The organism is Sulfuricaulis sp., from assembly GCF_040901545.1.
Classification (GTDB): domain Bacteria; phylum Pseudomonadota; class Gammaproteobacteria; order Acidiferrobacterales; family Sulfurifustaceae; genus Sulfuricaulis.
In genome coordinates, this window is the sequence record NZ_JBBDYL010000025.1 from 15,677 (window position 1) to 37,757 (window position 22,081).

16 protein-coding genes, 2 tRNA genes and 1 pseudogene are annotated in these 22,081 nt (G+C 55.6%); all 19 read left to right on the forward strand.

Going from position 1 to position 22,081, the window contains the following annotated elements:
• Positions 1–134: 134 nt before the first annotated feature.
• The 19 genes and pseudogenes from WD823_RS04700 (at position 135) to WD823_RS04790 (ending at position 21,888) form a co-directional block, all read left to right on the forward strand.
• Positions 135–1,868, forward strand: a complete 1,734-nt coding sequence (locus tag WD823_RS04700; protein WP_368428330.1) for a tetratricopeptide repeat protein — start codon at positions 135–137, stop codon at positions 1,866–1,868.
• Positions 1,865–2,497, forward strand: coding sequence for a lipoprotein insertase outer membrane protein LolB (gene lolB / locus WD823_RS04705; protein WP_368428331.1), 633 nt, complete (start codon positions 1,865–1,867; stop codon positions 2,495–2,497). The genes WD823_RS04700 and lolB overlap by 4 nt, the downstream gene beginning before the upstream one ends.
• A 20-nt stretch (positions 2,498–2,517) precedes the next feature.
• The gene (gene ispE, locus WD823_RS04710) at positions 2,518–3,378 is read left to right on the forward strand and encodes a 4-(cytidine 5'-diphospho)-2-C-methyl-D-erythritol kinase (protein WP_368428332.1); all 861 of its coding nucleotides are present in this window, start codon (positions 2,518–2,520) and stop codon (positions 3,376–3,378) included.
• 524 nt (positions 3,379–3,902) lie between these two features.
• Positions 3,903–3,977, forward strand: a tRNA-Gln gene (locus tag WD823_RS04715).
• Positions 3,978–4,358: 381 nt separating this feature from the next.
• Positions 4,359–5,309, forward strand: coding sequence for a ribose-phosphate pyrophosphokinase (locus tag WD823_RS04720; protein WP_368428333.1), 951 nt, complete (start codon positions 4,359–4,361; stop codon positions 5,307–5,309).
• A gap of 145 nt (positions 5,310–5,454) precedes the next feature.
• Positions 5,455–6,132 (forward strand): annotated as a pseudogene (locus WD823_RS04725) (50S ribosomal protein L25/general stress protein Ctc); the annotation flags it as partial.
• 308 nt (positions 6,133–6,440) lie between these two features.
• Entirely contained in the window at positions 6,441–7,025 is a 585-nt protein-coding gene (gene pth / locus WD823_RS04730; RefSeq protein ID WP_368428334.1) for an aminoacyl-tRNA hydrolase, read from the forward strand.
• A 249-nt stretch (positions 7,026–7,274) separates the two neighbouring features.
• Positions 7,275–8,366 carry a redox-regulated ATPase YchF gene (gene ychF, locus WD823_RS04735; protein ID WP_368428335.1) on the forward strand — a complete coding sequence of 364 codons (1,092 nt, stop codon included), beginning with the start codon at positions 7,275–7,277 and terminating at the stop codon, positions 8,364–8,366.
• 397 nt (positions 8,367–8,763) lie between these two features.
• Positions 8,764–8,840 (forward strand) — tRNA-Met (locus tag WD823_RS04740).
• Positions 8,841–9,039: 199 nt separating this feature from the next.
• Positions 9,040–9,288 carry a hypothetical protein gene (locus WD823_RS04745; protein WP_368428336.1) on the forward strand — a complete coding sequence of 83 codons (249 nt, stop codon included), beginning with the start codon at positions 9,040–9,042 and terminating at the stop codon, positions 9,286–9,288.
• A gap of 328 nt (positions 9,289–9,616) precedes the next feature.
• Complete coding sequence (locus tag WD823_RS04750; RefSeq protein WP_368428337.1) at positions 9,617–10,348, forward strand: hypothetical protein; 732 nt, start codon at positions 9,617–9,619, stop codon at positions 10,346–10,348.
• A gap of 242 nt (positions 10,349–10,590) precedes the next feature.
• Positions 10,591–11,982, forward strand: a complete 1,392-nt coding sequence (locus WD823_RS04755; protein WP_368428338.1) for a Fic family protein — start codon at positions 10,591–10,593, stop codon at positions 11,980–11,982.
• 75 nt (positions 11,983–12,057) lie between these two features.
• Positions 12,058–12,180: a hypothetical protein gene (locus WD823_RS04760; RefSeq protein WP_368428339.1), complete on the forward strand. Its 123-nt coding sequence runs from the start codon at positions 12,058–12,060 to the stop codon at positions 12,178–12,180.
• Between the two features lie 3 nt (positions 12,181–12,183).
• On the forward strand, positions 12,184–12,408 hold the full coding sequence (locus WD823_RS04765) for a hypothetical protein (protein WP_368428340.1): 225 nt from the start codon (positions 12,184–12,186) through the stop codon (positions 12,406–12,408).
• A gap of 146 nt (positions 12,409–12,554) precedes the next feature.
• A complete protein-coding gene (locus WD823_RS04770; RefSeq protein ID WP_368428341.1) occupies positions 12,555–15,638 on the forward strand; it encodes a BPTD_3080 family restriction endonuclease in 3,084 nt (1,027 codons plus the stop codon).
• The gene (locus WD823_RS04775; RefSeq protein WP_368428342.1) at positions 15,631–18,411 is read left to right on the forward strand and encodes a site-specific DNA-methyltransferase; all 2,781 of its coding nucleotides are present in this window, start codon (positions 15,631–15,633) and stop codon (positions 18,409–18,411) included. Before WD823_RS04770 ends, WD823_RS04775 begins: the two co-directional genes overlap by 8 nt.
• 36 nt (positions 18,412–18,447) lie before the next feature.
• Positions 18,448–19,251: an HNH endonuclease gene (locus tag WD823_RS04780; RefSeq protein WP_368428343.1), complete on the forward strand. Its 804-nt coding sequence runs from the start codon at positions 18,448–18,450 to the stop codon at positions 19,249–19,251.
• A gap of 44 nt (positions 19,252–19,295) precedes the next feature.
• Complete coding sequence (locus WD823_RS04785) at positions 19,296–21,461, forward strand: GNAT family N-acetyltransferase (protein WP_368428344.1); 2,166 nt, start codon at positions 19,296–19,298, stop codon at positions 21,459–21,461.
• Positions 21,454–21,888: a transcriptional regulator gene (locus WD823_RS04790; RefSeq protein ID WP_368428345.1), complete on the forward strand. Its 435-nt coding sequence runs from the start codon at positions 21,454–21,456 to the stop codon at positions 21,886–21,888. Before WD823_RS04785 ends, WD823_RS04790 begins: the two co-directional genes overlap by 8 nt.
• Positions 21,889–22,081 lie beyond the last annotated feature (193 nt).

Genomic DNA, 22,081 nt, shown 5'->3' on the forward strand with positions numbered 1-22,081 from the left:
TTTCGCAGTTGCGCGCCTTTCCCGAATATCGGAGACTGCAGTGATTATATTAGATTGTTGGGTGAATCTTTGCCCGGGGCGCAGGTCAATACAGGCTTTACCCGGAAATGGCCCATAGCAAAATCAATTCCAGTATGCATACACAATTATTGCGTTTACTCCCGTCCTCGCTGATCTTTTCCATGCTGGTCGCGTGCGCCAGCCCCGGAAAGATCGAAGTGGTGTCCGCGAAAGCCGACGCTCAGGATAAACCGACCGAAGAGGCATTGCCCCGAATCGAGCTGGATTCGGAACTGCTCTACGACCTGCTGGTGGGGGAAATCGCTGGACAGCGCGGTCAGATCGGGATTGCCTCGGGTACGCTCGGAAACGTCGCGAAAAAAACCCGCGATCCACGCGTTGCCGAACGTGCCACGCTCTCCTCGCTTTATGCCAAGCGTTATGCAGAGGCGCTTGCTTCCGCGCGGCTCTGGGTGGAACTCCGGCCGCGCGATACCGAAGCAAATGAGGCACTCATCACGGCCTTGCTTGAACTGGACGAGACGGAGGAAGCCAGGAGCCTGTACGAAAAACTGTTTGCACTGGAAGCTACGCGTCGGAACCTCAACCACGCCTATTTGCGCGCCGCGGCGGTGCTCGGGCGGGCAAGCAACCGGGGCGCCGCCATCGACGTAATGCGTGCGCTTGTCGCCCTCAATCCTCGGGAAGCCTCGGCCCATTATTCGCTGTCCCATCTCTTGGTTCGGGGGGGCGATCTCGACGGCGCGCTCGACGCGGCGGACGATGCGCTGAAGCGGCGTTCGAACTGGGAGGAGGCGGCACTGCTCAAGGCGCGAATCCTGCTCTCGAAGAAAGAAGTTCAGAAAGCCCGAGCATTTTATGAATCTTTTTTGAGTGACAATCGCGGCGCCACCACACTCCGAGTCAACTATGCGCGATTCCTTATTGACCAGAAGGAATGGGAGAAGGCCTATGCGGAATTCAAACGCGTCGCGGCCGACGCCCCGAATGACGCGGATACCATCTATGCCGTCGGCCTGCTCGCATTACAAAACAATCATCTTGATGAAGCCAAGAATTATCTCATCCAGGCCCTGAAACTTCGACCGGAGAACGACCAGGCGAGGCTCTATCTCGGACAGGTCGCGGAGCAAGCAAAGCAATATGCGGAAGCAATCGCCTGGTATCGTGAAATCGAAGAAGGCGAATACTTTTTTGAAGCGCAGACCCGCCTGGGAGTGGTGATCGCGAAACAGGGCGATCTCGACGGCGCACGTCGCCAACTGGATGGCATAGATGCCCAAAACGATCCGCAGCGTGTCCAAGTGGCGCTTGCCTTCGAACAGATCTTGCGCGAAGCCAAACTGTACCGCGAGGCGTTGGAGAAAATGAATGTCGCGATACAACACGTGCCCGGGGACAAGGATTTACTCTATGCCCGCGCGCTCCTCGCGGAAAAACTCGACATGTTCGATATGACTGAGCGTGATTTGCGTGAAATACTCAAAACGGACCCGAAGAACGCCAATGCGCTCAATGCGCTCGGCTACACGCTCACCGATCGCACCACGCGCTTTCAGGAAGCGCTCGACCTGCTGCGGCAAGCCATCGCACTCAAGCCCGACGATGCCTTTATCCTGGATAGCATGGGCTGGCTGCAATATCGGCTGGGGAACAATGTGGAAGCGGTAAAATATCTCAAACGCGCGCTGGAAATCAGAAATGACGCGGAAATTGCCGCACACCTTGGCGAAGTGCTGTGGGTGATGGGCAACCGCCAAGAGGCGGAAAACATCTGGAACCGGGCGCTGCGCGAAACGCCCGACAGCGAAGCACTCAACGGCGTTATAAAAAAATTCAAACCATGAGGTGGATAACCGGATTTTTCGGGCTGGCGATGCTCGCTGCCGGCTGCGCCACCGTGCCTGCTCCGCCACCGGTCGATAATCCCGCGGCTGCGTGGCAGAAGCGCCAGACCGAATTGATGCCGGTCACAACCTGGAAAATTCGTGGCCGGCTTGCGATGCGCACCGCGGACGAAGGTTGGCAGGCCTCGGTTAACTGGGCGCGCGAGGGTGAACTGCATCGCATTGACATCACCGGCCCGCTGGGTCGTGGCCATCTGCGGCTGGTACATGACCGTCACGTGGCCGAATTGCTCGATGCCGACAAGCGCACCTGGCGCGCAGAAAATGCGGAACAGCTTTTATATCGCACGACCGGCTGGCGGGTACCGCTCGAGGGGTTGAATTACTGGATGCTCGGGCTTCCTTCTCCCCTCGAGGCGGCGAGCGAAATTCTGGACGACTACGGACGTTTGAAGACGCTGATTCAATCAGGCTGGGACATTCAATTTCTTGAGTACATGCGATACGGAACGCTCGATCTTCCGAAGAAATTATTTCTCAAACGCAAGGACCCGGGTATGGATAATCATCTTACCGGTGATACCACGCTTGAAGTGCGCCTGGTCATCGAACACTGGGCATTGAACTGATGGCCCGAGGTTAACGGCGGATGCAATCCTGGCCGGCACCGGCGAAGCTGAACCTGTTCCTGCAAATAACCGGCCGGCGCCCGGATGGTTATCATACGTTGCAGACGGTTTTTCAGTTTCTCGATTATGGCGATGACCTGGAATTCTCCGTCACAAATAACGGTCGTATTGCGCTCCTCACGCCGTTGTCCGGGGTACCGGAAAATAATAACCTGGCGATTCGTGCCGCGGAGTTGTTGAAAAAAGCCACCGGCATTCGCCAAGGCACGGAAATTCAAATCAAGAAGCGCTTACCGCTCGGCGGCGGCCTTGGGGGAGGCAGTTCGGATGCCGCCACGACATTGTTGGCCTTGAATGTGCTATGGGGCGCCAACCTCTCGGTGACGGAGCTTGCCGCCTTGGGGCTCGAGCTGGGTGCGGACGTGCCGGTTTTCGTCCATGGACACGCGGCCTGGGCGGAAGGAATCGGTGAAATTCTTACTCCACTTGAGCCGGAAGAAGCGTGGTATCTCGTGGTGGTACCGCCGGTGCACGTTTCCACGGCGAAGGTTTTTTCCAATTCTGAATTGACACGTTATAGCCGGACCATCACAATACGCGACTTTCAAGAAGGGCGCGGGCGGCGAAATGACCTGGAACCGATCGTTCGCCGAAGCTATCCCGAGGTAAATCGCGCGATGTCCCTGTTGGAGGAATTCGGTGAACCGCGGCTGTCGGGCTCCGGTGGATGTGTTTTCCTGAAATTGGATGAGGCAGGGCAAGGCCAGCGGATATTGAAAATCATTCCGAAACAGTTTACCGGTTTTGTGGCGCGAGGGATGAACCGTCATCCCTTATATAGGATGAGTCACGGCATGCAGCCGGGCCTCGCCGGAAACTAAAATTCACCGGATATCCGGAATTGTTGCCGACAGGTTCGAACTGTCTCGTATTTCTGGGGCGTAGCCAAGCGGTAAGGCACCGGATTTTGACCGGCATTCTGACGTACAGGGACGTACTAATGCCGCGAGAGGCAGGATGCCGAGAGCGGCCCAGGTTCGACAAATTCGCCGGGGCGAGGTGGAGCGTTTGCGATTCACTGAATCGCGCTCCATCGAGCAGGCTTGCCATGGATGGCAAGCCCTGGAGTTCTTAGCGAGATAGGAAGATCGAGCTTAGAACTGAATTTGGACAGCTGAACGTAGCGACGCTGGCCCGAGCCATTTATAGTGGCGAGGGCGAGCCCCAAGGACGGGGCGAGCAATCCTGGCTCCGCGACAGGTCTAGAACCTATCTCAAAAACGGTAGGGTGCGCCCTGCGCACCGATCTACGGTTTAAACGAAGCCACTTGGTGCGTGGGACGCACCCTACAAAAACCGAAACATGGTATTTTGAGATTGGTTCTAGTCATGGGGCGCAGATTTCTGGGGCGTAGCCAAGCGGTAAGGCACCGGATTTTGATTCCGGCATTCCCAGGTTCGAATCCTGGCGCCCCAACCAATTCAAAAATGTCCACCGGGCATTTTTGAATTGGTTGCCAGGATGAGAACCTGGAAGATTCGACGCGCTCGCCGGGGCGAAGCGGAATAAGCCGACGATCCTGTGGATCGGCGGCCCGCTGAGCGGTTTCGCCAGGGATGGCGAAACCCGGAGTTCTTAGCGAGGCAGGAGCCGAGCTTAGAACTGAGCGCGAACAGCGGAGCGTAGCGACGCTGGCCCCGGAGGGGCGGAGCACAGGGATGTGCGGAGTAATCCTGGCGCCCCAACCAGAATGATCAGGGAATGGCAAGGAGCGAAGGCCCTGATCCATTGTTAACGTCTGTTGACGTATATGATTGACCCAGTCACCGGATTGTCAGACAAGCCCTGAGGGAAGATCGCGTGTCCTTGGACAACATGATGGTGTTTACCGGGAACGCCAATCCGGCGCTCGCGGAACTCGTGGTGCGACAACTGGGGTTGCCGCTTGGAAAGGCGGTGATCGGCCGCTTCTCGGATGGTGAAGTTCAGGTCGAGATAATGGAGCATGTGCGCGGCCGGGATGTTTTCATCGTCCAGCCCACATGCGCGCCCAGCAACGACAATCTGATGGAATTGCTGGTAATGATCGACGCCGTGAAACGATCCTCGGCGCGGCGCATTACCGCGGTGATACCATATTATGGTTATGCTCGACAGGACCGCCGTCCGCGCACGGCGCGGGTGGCCATCACGGCGAAACTGGTGGCGGACATGATCACCGTCTCGGGCGCACACCGGGTGTTGACGATGGATCTGCATGCCGATCAGATTCAGGGATTTTTCAATATTCCGACGGACAATATTTACTCCTCGCTGGTATTGCTCGGCGACCTCTGGCGGCAGGAAATCAAGGATTTGCTCGTGGTGTCGCCGGACGTGGGGGGCGTGGTGCGGGCCCGCGCGATGGCGAAGCACCTGGAAGCGGACTTGGCCATCATCGACAAGCGCCGTCCCAAGCCGAATGAGGCAAAAGTGATGCATATCATCGGCGAGGTGGCGGGCCGGACCTGCGTGTTGATGGATGACCTGGTCGATACCGCGAGCACGCTGTGCGAAGCTGCTTCGGCATTGAAGAGCGACGGCGCGCGCAAAGTGCTGGCGTACTGCACGCACCCGGTGCTGTCCGGCAATGCCGTGGAACGGATCGAGAAATCCGATCTCGACGAGCTGGTGGTGACCGACACCATCCCGCTCAAGCCGGAGGCCAAGGCCTGCCGGCGGATACGCCAATTGAGCGTGGCGGAGCTGCTCGCCGAGTCCATGCGCCGCATTGCGGAAGAGGATTCGGTCAGCGAATTGTTTATGGAATAAATTCAGTAGCAAGTTTCAAGTGGCAAGTAGCAAGGTAAAAAATCGTATTACTTGCTACTTGTATCTTGCTACTTGCTACTCGTAATTATCGCTTTTCCTGGTCGCGGAAGAAGCGGTGTTTATCAACCTTTGTTGGAGACTGACAATGAGTGCAAAATATGAATTAACTGCTGAACCGCGCGCTGCGAAAGGTACGGGTGCGAGCCGCCGCCTGCGCCGCAGCGGCAAAGTACCCGCCATCCTTTATGGCGCAGGCAAAGAGGCGACGATGGTTTCGCTGGATCATAACGTGATGGTACGTCACCTCGAAAATGAAAAGTTTCATACCTCGATCCTGACCGTGAACGTTGGCACGGAGAAAGACCAGGCCATTCTGCGCGACTATCACATGCATCCGTTCAAGCCGGTCGTGATGCACGTGGACCTGCAGCGCATCAGCGCCACCGAGAAAATTCACATGGCGGTGCCGCTGCACTTCGTGGGTCATGACATCGCTCCGGGAGTGAAGGTGGATGGCGGTATCGTGTCGCACCTCATGACCGAAGTGGACATCACCTGTCTCCCCAAGGATCTGCCGGAATTCCTCACGGTCGACATGTCGGCCCTGCACATCAATGAATCGGTCCATCTTTCCGCCCTCAAGCTGCCGGAAGGTGTGACCATCACGAGTCTCGCGCACGGCGGCGATGACCTGGCCGTGGCGGTGATTACCACTATCCGCGTGGTGGAAGAGGAAATCCCGGTTGTCGCGGTGCCGGCCGAGGGCGAAACCGCCGCCGCGGCGCCGCCCGCGGAAGGCGAAGCCAAAGCGGGCGAAGCCAAGGCAGGCGAGCCGAAGAAAGGCGAAGCTCCCAAGATGGAAGCGAAGAAGGGCGAAACCCCCAAGGTGGAAGCGAAGAAAGGCGAAGCTCCCAAGGCGGATGCCAAGAAGGCCGAGCCGCCGAAGAAGGAAGCGCCCAAGAAGGGAGGCAAGTAGCCCAGTCGTATGTGCCCTTTTCCAACTCCCCCTCTCCCGCGTGCGGGAGAGGGGATGGGGGTGAGGGGTGATCTCCCTCACCCTTTGCCCTCTCCCGGAGTGAGAGGGGAAGTAGGTGAGCGTCTTTATTTCGATTGGGGTGAGGGAAGCAGGCCATGACCCAAGGCATCTCCCTCATCGTTGGCCTGGGGAATCCGGGCGCGGAATATGCGGAAACCCGACACAATGTTGGGTTCCGTTTTCTGGATGTTCTGCTGGACGCCACCGGCGAGATCCTGCGCGCCGAATCGCGCTTTTCTGCCAACGTGGGAAAAATCACCATCAGCGGCAAGGACATCTGGCTGCTCGCGCCGCAAACTTTCATGAACCACAGCGGCGATTCGGTTTCAAAGTTCGCCCATTATTACAAAATCCCGGCCGCGGAAATTCTCGTGGTTCACGACGATCTGGATCTGCCGCCCGGGGCGGTACGGCTGAAAGTAGGTGGCGGCGACGGCGGTCACAACGGTCTATCCGACGTTACCGAGAAGCTGGGAACTTCCGACTACGTGCGTTTGCGTATCGGCATCGGCCATCCGGGCATCGCCGCGCAGGTCGTTTCTTATGTATTAAAGAAGGCACCTTCGGCGGAGCAGGCATTGATTGATACGGCGATTATGATCGCCAAGGTGCATGTCGCGGATATCGTGCACGGCCAGTTCCAGAAGGTCATGAACGTCCTGCACACGCATAAATCCTAAGGTTCCCTCTCCCTCCGGGAGAGGGTTAGGGTGAGGGGGAGTGAACCGGGGTTTAACACCCTCACCCCAATCGAAATAAAGACACTCACCCACTTCCCCTCTCCCTCCGGGAGAGGGCAAAGGGTGAGGGGACCGCTCCCTCATCCCCATCCCTTCTCCCTCAAGGGGAGAAGGGAGCGAGCCGAGGCGCGCTACGCGCGCTTTCTTTCACTCGGGGAGAGGGGGAGTTGGAAAAATGAGGTCTTATGTATGGGTTTCAAATGCGGCATTGTCGGTCTGCCGAACGTGGGCAAGTCCACGCTCTTCAACGCGCTCACCAAGGCGGGTATCGCCGCGGAAAATTATCCTTTTTGCACCATCGACCCGAACATCGGTATCGTCGAGGTGCCGGACCCGCGCCTGCAAAAGCTGGCGGAGATCGCCAAACCGGAAAAAATTATCCCCACCACCATCGAATTCGTTGACATTGCGGGCCTCGTGGCGGGCGCCTCGAAAGGTGAAGGGCTGGGTAACAAATTTCTCGCCTACATCCGCGAGGTGGATGCGATCGCCCATGTGGTTCGCTGTTTCGAAGACGAGAACATTGTGCACGTTTCAGGCCGGATCGATCCGCTCGCGGATGTTGAGATTATCAACACAGAACTTGCGCTCGCCGATCTCGAGACAGTCGAGAAAGGCATGCAGCGTGCGGACAAGGGCGCCAAAAGCGGCAGCAAGGATGACATCAAACTGCGCGAACTGCTGGTACGCGTGTGTGCGCATCTCGACAAGGGCAAGCCGGTGCGCAGCCTCGGCTTGAGCGAGGAGGCGCACAAACTATTGAGGCCGCTGTGTCTCCTGACTGACAAGCCGCTCATGTACATCGCCAATGTGAATGAGAAAGGCTTTACCCAAAATCCGTACCTTGAGCAGCTGGATAAGCCTGCGCGCTCGGAAAATTCTGTCATGGTGCCAATCTGTGCCAGAATCGAAGCGGAATTGGCCGATATGAATGCCGAGGAAAAGCAAGTGTTTCTCGCCGACATGGGGCTTACCGAGCCGGGACTGAACCGCGTCATCCGCGCCGGCTATACCTTGCTGGGCCTGCATACATTTTTCACCGCCGGCCCCAAGGAAGTGCGCGCCTGGACGGTGCGCCAGGGAGCGCACGCGCCCCAGGCGGCGGGCGTGATCCATACGGATTTTGAGCGCGGCTTTATCCGCGCCGAAACCATTTCCTATGAGGATTATGTCCGATATCACGGCGAACACGGCGCGCGTGAGGCCGGCAAACTGCGTCTTGAAGGCAAGGACTACGTGCTACACGACGGCGATGTGATGCACTTCCGCTTTAACGTGTAGCGTTCTCACCCATGCTAAACTGTCGTCAGCATTTTCCCTTGTCAGGCCAAGCGGATATCGGTATCGTTTGCGGCCCCAATCAAAGCCAACCGCGCGCGAAGCGCGCCACGGCTCGCTTCCCTCTCCCCCCGGGGGGAGAGGGAATGAGGGTGAGGGGGCGTGAAGGGTAAGTGCGGCAACAAATTTGGCAAGGTTCCCCTCTCCCCTTGCCCGATCGAAATGGGAATGTTTACCGACTTCCCCTCTCCCTCCGGGAGAGGGCAAAGGGTGAGGGGGATCTGCCCCTCATCCCCATCCCTTCTCCCTCAAGGGGAGAAGGGGGCGAGCCGAGGCGCGCTATGCGCGCTTTCTTTCACTCGGGGAGAGGGGGAATTGGTAAAAGTCTTCAATTCAATCCGGCTAAGTAGCTCAGATGGTTAGAGCGCGGCACTCATAATGCTGAGGTCGGCGGTTCGACTCCGCCCTTAGCCACCATTTTTTCAAACACTTTTCTCATCGGTTATCGCCTCCGTATCGCGTATCCGGTCCAACGCACCCACCATTACCTCAGCGTCCCAAGTCGGCGCCGAGGATTCTGCTGCGCCAATCGCCGGCAGTGGAGTAGCCCACCAGTTTGGTTGTATGTTGCAACTATGCTCGGCTAGACTGGCCAAACAGCGAAGAGGAAACCACTATGGCTACTCTGCACGTGCGCAATGTCCCCAGCAAGCTCTACAAGCGCATCCAGAAGCTTGCCCAGGAAGAAAACTGCTCGCTCACTGCGGAAGTGATCCGGCTCCTCGGTCAAGGACTTCAGGTGCAGAAGACGCGCAGGGGTGCTGCGGCCGTCATCGAGCGCATCCGGGATCGGGCACGGAAGGCTCATCTGCCCCCCAATTGGGTGAACTCAGCCGATCTAATCCGTGAGGACCGGTCCCGGTGAATCCGGCACCGCTTCGGGAGATACTGGACGCCAGCGTGGCGGTCAAAATATTCGTGCCGGAAGTAGTTCTCCGCTTCGGTTTCCTTTGATCACTACTGACGAGAGGCTGGCAAAACAGGTTGCAAAAGGTCCGTATGACGTGCAGTGGTTAGGGAACATGGAATTGGCAGCGAAATAAGAAACAGATGGGCAAAAGCACTATCCGATAAGAGGAAGTTGTCGGGCAGACAGTATTAAGATTTGGCATGAAACTTGTGAAAACGTAAGGCCCCAAAAGAATAGTGAAAGGCTCACAAGAAATGAATTTTTACAGCGATTGATCACGGCCATGCCCCGAATCTTCTACAACATTGAAAAAGAACTCCTTCCAGCACTTCAGGAGACTATCAAGTTATCAGACCGTGCTGATTTCTGTGTAGGCTACTTCAACCTGCGTGGCTGGCGTCAGATTGATTCCTTTATCAAAGGCTGGTCAGGGGAGGATGGAAATTGCTGCCGGCTTCTTGTGGGCATGCAACGAGCCGTCGAGCAAGACCTTCGTCAATGGCTCGGTTTGGCGTCGCGGGATGAAGGTATCGAAACCCAGTCTGCGCTCAAGTTCAAGAAGCAGCTCGCCGCTGAGTTTCGTCAGCAACTGACGTCGGGCGCGCCTACCGACGTAGACGAGGCAGGCCTGCGCCGACTGGCCACGCCCGCCGGTCCGGGTGGCGGTTTTTCCGAGCTATCCGTTGCGCTGCCAGACGATTTTGCGGCTGGCTTTGTGTTAGGATTTCCCATAAGAGCGGGGGATTCCAGGAGGAGCCTTGGTTCTGCAACCGGAAGAATATTTTGGGGGTTGCAAACAGGTTCTTACCAGCAGGTCCACCGCAGTGCGGTGTGCCTGCAAGTTGCAATGCAAGACCTGACCCCGTGTTCTGTGGACCCCGTGTTCTGCTTGCTGGTGCGGCCGATCTCGCCCACGGCGCTCGCCATCCGCGTCATCCGCGCCAACATCGTCGCCGAGTGGCTGTTCGAACTGCTTCCCAGCCGCGGCCGCGCGACGAAGAAACGAGATGACTGACACCTGGTGATGAACACGTTGGTTGGAACGGCGGGTACAAAATTAAGGATAAGGCTACTCGGCGGTTTGTCGTTAGGCTCAAACACCGCGCGGTGAGTGTGCCGTCTGCCTCGGGCCACTTATTTGGCGCGTAAATTGACAAATCGCGCCAATAAAACTAATATTTTGGCGTGTTATTTATAATTTAGACATAAATTAAGACTATTTTTAAATATAAATTGCGCCAAAAGAAATACTAAATCATGCCAAAAAGACTGCGTGAAGACTTGGACGCCCGCATAGAGGCAGAGATTGCCCGCCATCGGGAGGGTGTTGGCATCGTCGATCTGTCCAAGACCTTGGCCAAGATCGTTAGTCGCCGCACACTGCAACGTCGCCTGAATAAGCTGATCAAAAAACGCCACATCTCAGCAAAGGGAGAAGGCAGGGCCCGCGTGTACCGGGCGCTCGGAAGCATTGATATCTATGCCACCGGCGCCGGAGCTGCAAAGGAAATTGAGGCCTATGTACCGATCTCAGCCGAAAGCCAGGATGTTATTAACTACGTGCGGCAGTCTATCCAGCAGCGACAGCCCGTCGGTTACGACCGCGTTTTCCTGGAATCATATCAGCCGAACGAGACCCATTACCTGTCATCGGCGATCCGCGATCACCTGCACCGGATCGGTCGCTCGCCCGATGGCCCACGGCCGGCCGGTACTTATGCCCGCGACATCCTGAATCGCCTGCTGATCGATTTATCGTGGGCGTCTAGTCGGCTGGAGGGAAACACCTACACCCGCCTCGACACCCAGAACCTGATCGAGCACGGCCAGGCGGCCGAGGGCAAGGATCGGCGTGAAGCGCAGATGATCCTGAACCACAAGGATGCCATCGAGTTACTGGTAGAGCAGGTCGAAGAGATTGGTTTCAATTCCTTCACTTTTCTTAATCTGCACGCCCTGTTGTCAGCAAACTTGTTGGCCGATCCAGGCGAGAGTGGGCGTCTGCGCAATCGCATCGTTGAGGTCAGTGGAACGGTGTTTCATCCGCTCGGCATCCCGCAACAGATCGAACAGTACTTTCATCTGATTCTGGAAAAAGCCGACGCGATCAAGGACCCATTCGAGCAGGCATTTTTCATCATGGTACATATCCCCTATCTGCAACCTTTTTTGGACGTGAACAAGCGGGTATCGCGGCTTGGTGCCAACATATCACTCATCCGACACAATCTCTGTCCGCTGTCATTCATCGATGTCCCCGAAAAGGCTTATGTAGAAGGTACGCTCGGCGTCTATGAGCTGAAGCAGGTATCCCTATTGCGCGACGTATTTGTGTGGGCCTACGAGCGCTCGTCACAACGCTATCTCGCCATCCGGGAAACCGTTGCCGAACCCAATCCCGTGCGCCTGCGCTATCGCGAAGCCCTGATCAGCATCATCGGCGAGATTGTTCGCGGGCAGCAACGCCCGAGTGCAGCCGCTGTGCGCGAAGTGGCGCAATCGCTGGTGCCGAATAAAGACCTGGATCACGTGGTTGACTTGGCTATCGAAGACCTCGCACATCTTCACGAAGGCAACGTCAGTCGTTACCGGTTGCGACTCTCCGAATATTGCGCATGGCAAGCAATGCAAAAAAACATAACGGCGTGAAGCCCAGCAAGGCATTGAAATCCGGCCAGCGGCGGGTAGACGTAGCGCGTGACGGCATAGCCGCGCGCCGCGAGCTTGCAACGCATGCTCGGGCCGCGCGGCAACCCCACCGCCGCAAGCCTGTTTGGCATCATCAAAGCGCTTCAGGTGTCTGAACATATTCGGCTGGCGGTGAAGTCAATCAAACGCGCCGCATAAGGCTTGCTGATCCGGTTTATCGCCCCCGCCCGCCTAGGTCAGGTAAAAACGCGTGCGCGCGCGGTGGTGGTGTCGGTCTTCCTGCCGCGCCTGCGCGAAACCCGGCTGGTGCGGCCGATCTCGCCGACGGCGCTCGCCATCCGCGTCATCCGCGCCAACATCGTCGCCGAGTGGTTGTTCGAACTGCTGCCCAGCCGCGGCCGCGCGACGAAGAAACGCGAAGGTTGAATACAAGTCGCCCCCCGGCTTTTCAAGCACAGATTCCGCGCGCCTTATTCTCATCATGGTATAAGCCGAGACCCAGGTGTAGGATTCCCAAGAAATAAAAAAGGATTGAAGGAGGCTTTGGTACTACTTCTCCAAAAAACCTAATAATGGAAAATCCATTTTTCGAAAAACCCGTCCTCAATACTCCTTATGCATATCCTTTGCGCCATTGGGAACTGGATGAAGAAGGTCAGCCAACTCAGCAGATTATTGAGAAGCGCCGCCGTGCTGATTTCATTACGCCGATTCCGAAACCGAAAAAGCGCAAAGGATCGGTTGAACAGGCGGCATTGCAATTCGACGAAGGTAAAGGACTCTCGACCGAAGAACAACGGTATGACCACACGGCCATCATTCAGACTGTGCGGGAGCAGGTGGATCGCTGGCGGCAATTGCCTTCAAACGACTGGCGTGTAACACCAGAAACAGCGCGGCTCCTTCAACATTGGCGACATCACGGATTCAATGATTTCCGTCCTTTCTTTTGTCAGATAGAAGCGGCCGAAACTGCTATCTGGCTAACAGAGGTTGCCCCTCAGGTGGGTAAGGCGGGAAAGGGCCTAATCGCTCACCTCGCAAACGCCAATAACGACGCGAATCCGGAGCTGATGCGCCTGGCGCTAAAACTTGCAACGGGCGCTGGCAAGACCACCGTCATGGCGATGCTCATCGCCTGGCAAACCATTAACGCGGTAAGGCGGCCACAGAGCAAGCGCTTCGCGCGCGGCTTTCTTGTCGTAACGCCGGGTCTCACTATTAAGGATAGGCTGAGAGTTCTGCAGCCCAACGACCCGGACAGCTACTACGGAAACCTTGAGCTGGTTCCTGGCGACATGTTGGAGGACTTAAACCGGGCAAAGATCGTCATAACCAACTTTCACGCCTTTAAACTTCGAGAGCGCATCGAGCTTTCAAAGGGTGGCCGTTCGCTGCTTCAAGGGCGAGGTGAAGAACTGAATACGTTGGAAACCGAAGGGCAGATGTTGCAGCGTGTGATGCCCGATCTTATGGGCCTGAAGAACATTCTCGTCCTCAACGACGAAGCTCACCACTGCTACCGCGAGAAACCGGGCGCCGAAGAGGATAAAGACCTAAAGGGCGACGAGAAAAAGGAAGCACAGAAGAATAACGAAGCAGCCCGCGTTTGGATTTCCGGCCTAGAAACCGTTAACCGTAAGCTCGGAATTTCGCGTGTCGTCGATCTCTCTGCCACACCGTTCTTCTTGCGTGGTTCTGGCTATGCCGAAGGCACGCTGTTCCCTTGGACCATGAGCGATTTCTCGCTTATGGACGCAATTGAATCCGGCATCGTCAAACTGCCGCGCGTTCCTATCGCGGACAATATCCCGGGGAACGAGATGCCAATGTTCCGCAATCTGTGGGAACACATCGGCAAGAAGATGCCCAAGAAAGGTCGCGGAAAGGCGGACGTACTCGATCCGCTTGATCTCCCGCCGCAACTGCAGACGGCCCTCGACGCGCTGTATGGACACTACGAGAAGACATTTGCGCTATGGGTGGAAAAGAAGGTGTCGGTGCCGCCGTGCTTCATCGTCGTCTGCAACAACACTTCCACCTCCAAGCTGGTCTACGACTACATATCTGGTTTCCAGCGGGAGAACGACGACGGCTCCAGTCAGTTGGTGTTCGGCCGCTTGCCGCTGTTTCAGAACCACGACGAACACGGCAACCCGCTTGCTCGACCCAGAACGCTGCTGATCGACAGTGAGCAATTGGAATCCGGAGAAGCGTTGGACGACAAGTTCCGCGCTATGGCCGCCGATGAAATCGAGCGGTTCCGGCGCGAGATCGTTGAGCGCACGGGCGACTTGCGCCAGGCGGATAACCTCACCGACCAGGACCTGCTGCGCGAGGCAATGAACACTGTTGGTAAGCCGAAGCGGCTCGGAGCCGATATTCGCTGCGTAGTTTCAGTTTCCATGCTGACCGAAGGTTGGGACGCCAACACCGTTACCCACGTTCTCGGCGTGCGTGCATTCGGCACCCAGCTTCTTTGCGAACAGGTCATCGGCCGCGCTCTTCGTCGTCAGTCCTATCAGCTGAACGAAGAGAGCCTATTCGATGTGGAATACGCCGATGTGCTCGGCATTCCGTTCGACTTTACCGCCAAGCCGGTGGTAGCGCCGCCGCAGCCACCGCGCGAAACCGTCCAAGTCAAGGCTATGCGTCCCGACCGCGACACGCTCGAAATTCGCTTTCCGCGCGTGGAGGGATATCGTGCCGAGTTACCGGAGGAGCGACTGACAGCGAAGTTCAACGAAGACTCCGTGATTGAACTCACGCCCGATCTTGTCGGTGCCACCGAGACGCGGAACTCCGGAATCATCGGTGAAGCAGTGGACCTCAACCTCGTTCATACTGGGGATGTGCGACCGTCACAGGTCATATACGAGCTGACCTCGCATCTGCTGATGACGCGCTGGCGCGACACCAACAGAGAACCACAACTGCACCTATTCGGGCAGCTCAAGCGCATCGTCAAGCAGTGGCTCGATCAGAAATGTCTGGTCTGCAAAGGCGGCACATATCCAGCGCAGCTTAAGTACAAGACGCTGGCGGACATGGCCTGTGAGCGGATCATGGCAGGCATCACGCGCGAGTTGATTGGTAAACGACCGATCAAGGCCGTGCTCGATTCCTATAACCCCGTCGGATCTACCGCACATGTCCGCTTCAACACCTCTAGAACCGATCGCTGGGAAACAGACTCGCGTCGTTGCCAAATCAACTGGGTAGTGCTCGATAGCGACTGGGAAGCGGAATTCTGTCGCGTCGCCGAATCGCATCCACGCGTACGCGCGTACGTAAAGAACCACAATCTCGGGCTGGAAGTGCCTTACCGCTACGGTTCGGAAATGCGCACGTACCTGCCTGATTTTATCGTGCTCGTAGATGACGGCCACGGCGACAACGACCTTTTGCATCTAGTTGTAGAGATCAAAGGTTTTCGTCGCGAAGATGCGAAAGAAAAGAAATCCACGATGGAAACCTACTGGGTGCCCGGTGTGAACAATCTCGACACCTATGGTCGCTGGGCGTTTGCCGAATTCACCGAGATCTACCAGATCGAGTCAGACTTCAAAGCCAAGATAAAAGCGGAGTTCGACAAAATGATCGATACTGCATCGGCTGAAGCCCTGACTGGAACAATGAGCGCTAATCATGGCTAAAAAATCTTCCACCAAGACCGTCGAAGCGCTGAAGCACGACGAGGCGAAGCGAAAAAATATTCCTACCGCGGAATATCAATCCGTTTTGCAGAAGACGGAACAAGACCCGGTTCGAGTCGCCTACGAAAGACGCAACCGCGACCTCGATCCACAACTTGTCTGGCGTGGAAAGGACGACAAGGACTGGAGTGACCTCGTTGTTCATGCTCCACCGATGTACATTCAGGAGAAAGTTCACCCCAAGGCGCTGATTGACGACTTGATGCGCGAAAGTCGTGAGCGGCAGCACGAGGCGGGACAGATCACGCCCGATCTCTTCGCTGACTTCAACGGAATCCCGAAAGGCGTGGACAAGACCGAGTTCTACCAGCACGACCAAAATTGGTCCAACCGCATGATCCTCGGTGACTCCCTTCATGTCATGGCCAGTCTAGCTGAGCGCGAGGGACTGCGTGGAAGGGTGCAGTGCATCTATCTAGACCCACCCTACGGCATAAAGTTTAACTCAAATTTTCAGTGGTCAACTACGAGTAATGACATTACAGACGGTAAGAGCGAGCACATCACAAGAGAACCAGAGCAAGTTAAAGCGTTTCGAGACACTTGGCGTGATGGAATACACTCCTACTTAACCTACTTGCGAGATCGTCTCACGGTCGCGCGCGACTTACTCTCGGACAGAGGTTCAATATTTGTTCAAATTGGTGACGAAAATAAGCACCGGGTAAGAGGACTCTTGGATGAAGTATTTGGCGAAAAGAACTTTGTAACAGAAATTGCCTTTGCTACTACCACTGGTTTTGAAACAAATTATCTTTCCTCTATCTATGATTCGCTGTTGTGGTACGCCAAAAGCAAACTAGCAGCCAAATTCCATGGACTATATCGGGAAAAAATTCCCGGCGAATCTGGTGCTACGAAATACCGTCAAGTGTCAACTTTCGGTGCCCTAGCCAATTCAGTAATTAACCGAGAACAATTTGTCGATCTAGATCAGATTACTTCGCAGGACGAGAGCGCCTCTGATGACAATGATTTTTTTGTCGATGGCATAAATTATCCCTGTCCCAAGGGCCTACACTGGAAAACTCATCGTGTTGGTAGGGTCAGATTATGGCGTGCCCATCGAGTTTTTATTCAAGGTAACACTCCGCGTTATTTGCGCAAGATGACAGATTCAGGGAACACCGTTATTTCGAACGTTTGGACGGATATTGGTGGAGTTCAAAGCAGATCTGATCCGAAAGTGTATGTTGTTCAAACCGCAACCGAGGTTATCTCAAGAGCAATTTTGATGACGACGGATCCTGGCGACCTTGTTCTTGATCCTACCTGTGGGGCTGGTACCACAGCACGGGTTGCTGAGCAGTGGGGTAGGAGGTGGATTACGATTGACACTTCGCGAGTTGCTCTGACCTTAGCTAGAGCGCGGGTCATGGGAGCACGGTACCCTTACTATCTTCTTGCTGACAGTCGGAGCGGTCAGTTGAAGGAAGCAGAAATTATGCGCAAAGAACCATCAGCTATGCCTGTTTTAAATGATATCCGTCATGGTTTTGTTTATCAGCGAGTGCCCCATATTCAGTTAAGCGATATCGCAAGCAATGCGGAAATCGACGTGATCTGGGAAAGGTATCAGGTGACGCTCGATCCTTTGCGGAAGAAGCTCAACGAGTCGCTCGAGAAGGTCTGGGAAGAATGGGAAATTGCACTTAGCGCACAAAAAGACTGGCCAGAAAAGGCCAAGGAACTTCATCGCATATGGTGGCGTAAACGATTAGATCGGCAGGATGAAATTGACGCCTCCATAGCGGCTAAGGCCGAGTCAGATCCTAAATATCTTTACGACAAGCCCTACGAGGACAAGCAAATTGTCCGCGTGGCTGGACCGTTCACCGTCGAGAGCCTCTCGCCGCACCGCATGCTTGGGGTGGACGAGAACGATGAATTGATCGACCACGCTGCCGAACCCGGTGGGGACTACATCGAAAAACAGACCTTCCCGCAGATGATCCTGGAGAATCTAAAGACCGCCGGGGTTCAACAGGCGCACAAGGAAGACCGGATCTCCTTCATCGCGCTCAAGCCCTGGCCGGGAAAGCTAGTCTGCGCTGAAGGCCGCTACATCGAGGACAATACTGAAGCGGGGACGGAGAAGCGCGCCGCAATATTCATCGGACCGGAGTTCGGTACAGTCACCCGGCCCGACTTGGTGGAAGCCGCGCGTGAAGCCGGTGACGCAGATTTCGATGTGCTCATTGCCTGCGCCTTCAATTACGAGGCTCATGCGACCGAGTTCAGCAAGCTCGGCCGCATCCCCGTACTCAAGGCGCGTATGAACGCTGACCTTCACATGGCTGACGATCTAAAGAATACCGGCAAAGGGAATTTGTTCGTCATCTTTGGCGAGCCGGACATTGCCATCCTTCCCGAAAAGGACGGCAAGATACGAGTAAAGATAAAAGGCGTCGATGTATTTCATCCGCAAACCGGCGAAGTCCGCAGTGATGGTCCCGAAGGCATCGCTTGTTGGTTTATCGACACCGACTACAACGAAGAAAGCTTCTTCGTCCGCCACGCGTACTTCCTCGGCGCCAACGATCCGTACAGCGCACTGAAGACGACGCTCAAGGCTGAGATAAACGCAGAAGCTTGGACGACTCTGAACAGCGACACTTCTCGCGCTTTCGATAAGCCAAAGTCGGGCCGGATCGCGGTTAAGGTGATTAATCACCTGGGCGATGAAGTTATGAAGGTCTTCAAGGTTAATTAGTTGACCCCTAAGAACTGCGGCTGGCTGAAACGATAAATGCGCTGCATATTCTGCAAATCGCCTTCGGAAACTTCCGTTTCGCGAGAGCACATCCTTTCGGAGTCCTTAGGGAACACCAAGCACGTTCTGCCAAAAGGTTGGGTGTGCGACAAGTGCAACAACTATTTTGCGCGCGAAGTTGAGAAGCCATTTCTAGAGTCGCTCTATGGCCGATGTTCACGCTTCGAGATGAGGGTTCCGAACAAGGAAGGTCGTATTCCGTCCGTAGTAGGATTTCATGCGCAGTCACAAACGAAGGTTGATGTATTTCATTCAAAGGAGGACGGCAGTCTTTCCATTGCTGTCGCAGATGGCGAAGACGAAGCCGCTTGGGTCGCGTCGCTAAGTAGGGAATCACGGGGAACGCTGTACGTGCCCGCCGCAACGGAACCGACAGCCGATATGACGACAGCGCGCTTCATTGGCAAGGTCGGGTTGGAGGTTCTGGCCCAGCGGTGTCTGGAAGTTCCGGGAGGGAACGATGAAATAGTCGACAAACAAGAGCTCGACGCGCTGCGCACCTACGCACGAAGGGGAAGTCTGAGGATCTTGTGGCCGATCCATGTCCGTCACCTTTATGCAGCAGATTTTCTTTTTGCCGACGACACTGCTGGCCGGCACGAAGTAATGCATGAATGGACAATCCTAATGACGCCGGAATCTGAGTGCTTTGCCGTCATCGCAATCTTTGGTCTCGAATACGCGATCAATCTCGGGGGTCCAGAGATCGACGGATATACAAACTGGCTCAAGCACAATATGAACCGCAGTCCACTGTACCCGGCAACGGCGAATGCGTGACGGGATGACGATGGCTACTGCAACAGCATGGCGACAGGATGCGCGTGACCCAAAAGGAATCTGACCAATTTAAGGTCGTCACTGGATTAGCCAATACGTCCCGCTTTTTGGAGGAGGTGCGTACTGCAGCGGACTCGCATCGCGATGCTCTTGGCTTTTTTCCTGCAAGTGTATTTGAGGAATTCGCCGGGCGTGATCATCTATACATTCTCATCGAGGAGCGATCTAACGACCAGTTATACGCCGGTCATTTGCTGTTTGAGCGGCGATTTCCACGGGCACAGGTTGTGCAGATATTCGTGCTTGAGCAGCATCGCCGGCATGGATTGGCGACGAAGCTAATTGATAGGCTGAAGGCCGCGCTCACGGGAGATGGCTTCACTTCGATTTACGCCCGCGTAGCAGAGGACCTCGATGAGGCAAACGTCTTTTGGGATCAGCAGCATTTCTACGTTCAGCGCGTTGAGCAAGGCGGTACTACGCGCAACAGACAAATCCTGGTGCGTTGCCACGAGCTTGAGTCGCCGCAGCTCTTTCCGACAAGTGGCATAACCGCGCACAACCCTCTTGGGCTGCGAGTCTCATCAGCCGATGTCGTCCCGATGTTCCTGTTGGACTTGAATGTCCTGTTTGATCTGGCGCCTCGACGCCTGCGCCACGACGACGCATTGAGCCTTTTCCAGGCGGAGCGCATGAGTTTCTGTCGGCTTGCGATCAGCAACGAGATTCGAGAAGAACTTCGCCGGACAGCGTATCAAGGAAAGACTGATCCGATGGAAGCGTATCTGAGGATTTTTCCATCATTTCCGTTATCCAAGGGCGACAATGCATCGGCTTTGCTGACAGAACTGACTACTCTAATATTTTCGGATAAGCGCAGTGAGCGTTTGACAGCGAATGAACACTCCGATTTGCATCATGTGGCGACCGTCATACAGCATGACTTAGCAGGTCTCATTACCAATGACGGCAGTATTCTGGCAGCGGCCCCCAAGATTGCATCGAAGTATGGAGTGGAGATCATATCGCCTGCCACCTTCATCTTGGATAGCTCTCAATCGTCCGCGACGAACTCATTCCAGGCTTCCGAAGATGCGACGCTCGCTTTGCTGGATGTCTCAAGCCAGAATGAATCAGCCGTTCATTCCTTGCTGTCCAAGCTTGGTGTAACAGGGTCCGCAATAGCCGCCACATGGTTGCCTACGGGCGCACAAGCACGAGTTGCGAATCGCCGGGCTGTGTGGGACGGCGCTACACTACTTGGTTACCTGATGTGGTCAGCAAAGGATTCGGGTGACACGGTGGTTGCGCGCGTCGCCGTAGATGAGACGAGCGGTCACGCGGCTAGTGCAGCGCGGGTGTTACTGATCTATCTGCTCGAGCAACTGGCGCCCTTAGGGCCACGGCAAATCCAACTTGAGTTAGCGTCTCGTCAATCGGTTCTTCGCGATCTAGCTATTGGTTTCGGCTTTTGTGGCACTCCCGACCAACACTGTCTCGGTAAGTTCGTTCTCGGCAGAGTGTTGACGGCGGAGACTTGGGCCGCGAGCCAGACAGAGCTGTCAACCAGGTGGGGGCTTAAATTGCCCGGCGGTATCCCAGCGTACCGAAGCTCGGGCCAGCAAATTCAGGTGCTAACACCTGACGGAAATCAAACCCATGTAGCGTTGGACGTACTGGAAACACTTCTTTCCCCAGCGCTCCTTTGCCTGCGAGGTCGGCCAGCCGTTATCACTCCGGTGCAGAAGAGTTTTTCGGAGCCTCTCCTTGGTCATTCGCCGCAGTATTCGCTGTTGGCGCGAGGAACCGCGTCGCTGTTTCACGACCGCCACTACCTAAGCAGCCCTCGTACCCTGCAACACTTTAAACGCGGCACATTGATTCTATTTTACGAGTCGACTAAGCAAGGCGGGAGCGGTGAAGTAGTTGCCATTGCCCGTGTCCGAGAGGCGTATCTAAAGCCCGCGGACGCCCTCGACGAATCGGACTTGAAGCAATCGGTGCTTACCACTACGAGTCTTGGCAGCATCGGTAAATCGGACATGAGGACGGTCACGGTGTTCGACAACATTTTTCGTTTGCCACAGCATGTTCCGCTTGAATCGTTGAAGCGGATCGGGTGCGGGCGCCCAAACGATCTAATTACTACGCGCGTCGTTACCGATGCTCAGCTACAACAAATCCTTAAGGAGGCTTTTAACAATGGCTAAGGGCGAACATATACTCATCTCACTCTCGCGGCGTCACGCAGATAACATCTTCTCCGGACGTAAGCAGGTTGAACTGCGGCGCCGGTCGATGAATGTCCTCCCCGGTACTACCGTATGGGTATATGTAAAGCTTCCCGTCGGGTCCGTTGTGGGGCGGGCAAAGGTTGGCGCAGTACATGCATCGTCGCCAGCCACACTGTGGCGGCGATTCGGTTCGATTTCAGGTTTATCTCGAAAGGAATTTTTCGACTACTTCGAGGGTGTCGCTGCCGGAGTGGCGCTTGTCCTCGAAAACGCGCAGCGCCTTCGCAGTTCTCTGTCGCTTGACGCCCTCCGAGAACTTGCTGATGGATTTCATCCGCCACAATTTTTCGCACGGCTCGGTGAAAAGCACCCTTTCCTTGATGCCGTAGCTCCCACCCGCTAACACGTGACTGAGTTTCGTATCGCCGATACCTTCACCGATAGCCTCACGAGGCTGACGGGCGACGAGCAGAAAGCCGTCAAGACGACTGCTTTCGATCTGCAATTAAACCCAGTAAGTCCTGGCGCTTCGGTGACGGGATCAGGTCTTGCATTAGCACATTCCTCTCCAGCAACAAAAAATCTGGGGCAACTCA

Bases quoted from the DNA above. Each gene is read 5' to 3' on its own strand.
- WD823_RS04775 (WP_368428342.1), top strand. From the start codon at position 15,631: ATGGCTAAAAAATCTTCCACCAAGACCGTCGAAGCGCTGAAGCACGAC.
- WD823_RS04755 (WP_368428338.1), top strand. From the start codon at position 10,591: ATGCCAAAAAGACTGCGTGAAGACTTGGACGCCCGCATAGAGGCAGAG.
- WD823_RS04700 (WP_368428330.1), top strand. From the start codon at position 135: ATGCATACACAATTATTGCGTTTACTCCCGTCCTCGCTGATCTTTTCC.
- WD823_RS04750 (WP_368428337.1), top strand. From the start codon at position 9,617: ATGCCCCGAATCTTCTACAACATTGAAAAAGAACTCCTTCCAGCACTT.
- ychF (WP_368428335.1), top strand. From the start codon at position 7,275: ATGGGTTTCAAATGCGGCATTGTCGGTCTGCCGAACGTGGGCAAGTCC.
- WD823_RS04745 (WP_368428336.1), top strand. From the start codon at position 9,040: ATGGCTACTCTGCACGTGCGCAATGTCCCCAGCAAGCTCTACAAGCGC.
- WD823_RS04780 (WP_368428343.1), top strand. From the start codon at position 18,448: ATGCGCTGCATATTCTGCAAATCGCCTTCGGAAACTTCCGTTTCGCGA.
- lolB (WP_368428331.1), top strand. From the start codon at position 1,865: ATGAGGTGGATAACCGGATTTTTCGGGCTGGCGATGCTCGCTGCCGGC.
- pth (WP_368428334.1), top strand. From the start codon at position 6,441: ATGACCCAAGGCATCTCCCTCATCGTTGGCCTGGGGAATCCGGGCGCG.
- WD823_RS04770 (WP_368428341.1), top strand. From the start codon at position 12,555: ATGGAAAATCCATTTTTCGAAAAACCCGTCCTCAATACTCCTTATGCA.
- WD823_RS04790 (WP_368428345.1), top strand. From the start codon at position 21,454: ATGGCTAAGGGCGAACATATACTCATCTCACTCTCGCGGCGTCACGCA.
- ispE (WP_368428332.1), top strand. From the start codon at position 2,518: ATGCAATCCTGGCCGGCACCGGCGAAGCTGAACCTGTTCCTGCAAATA.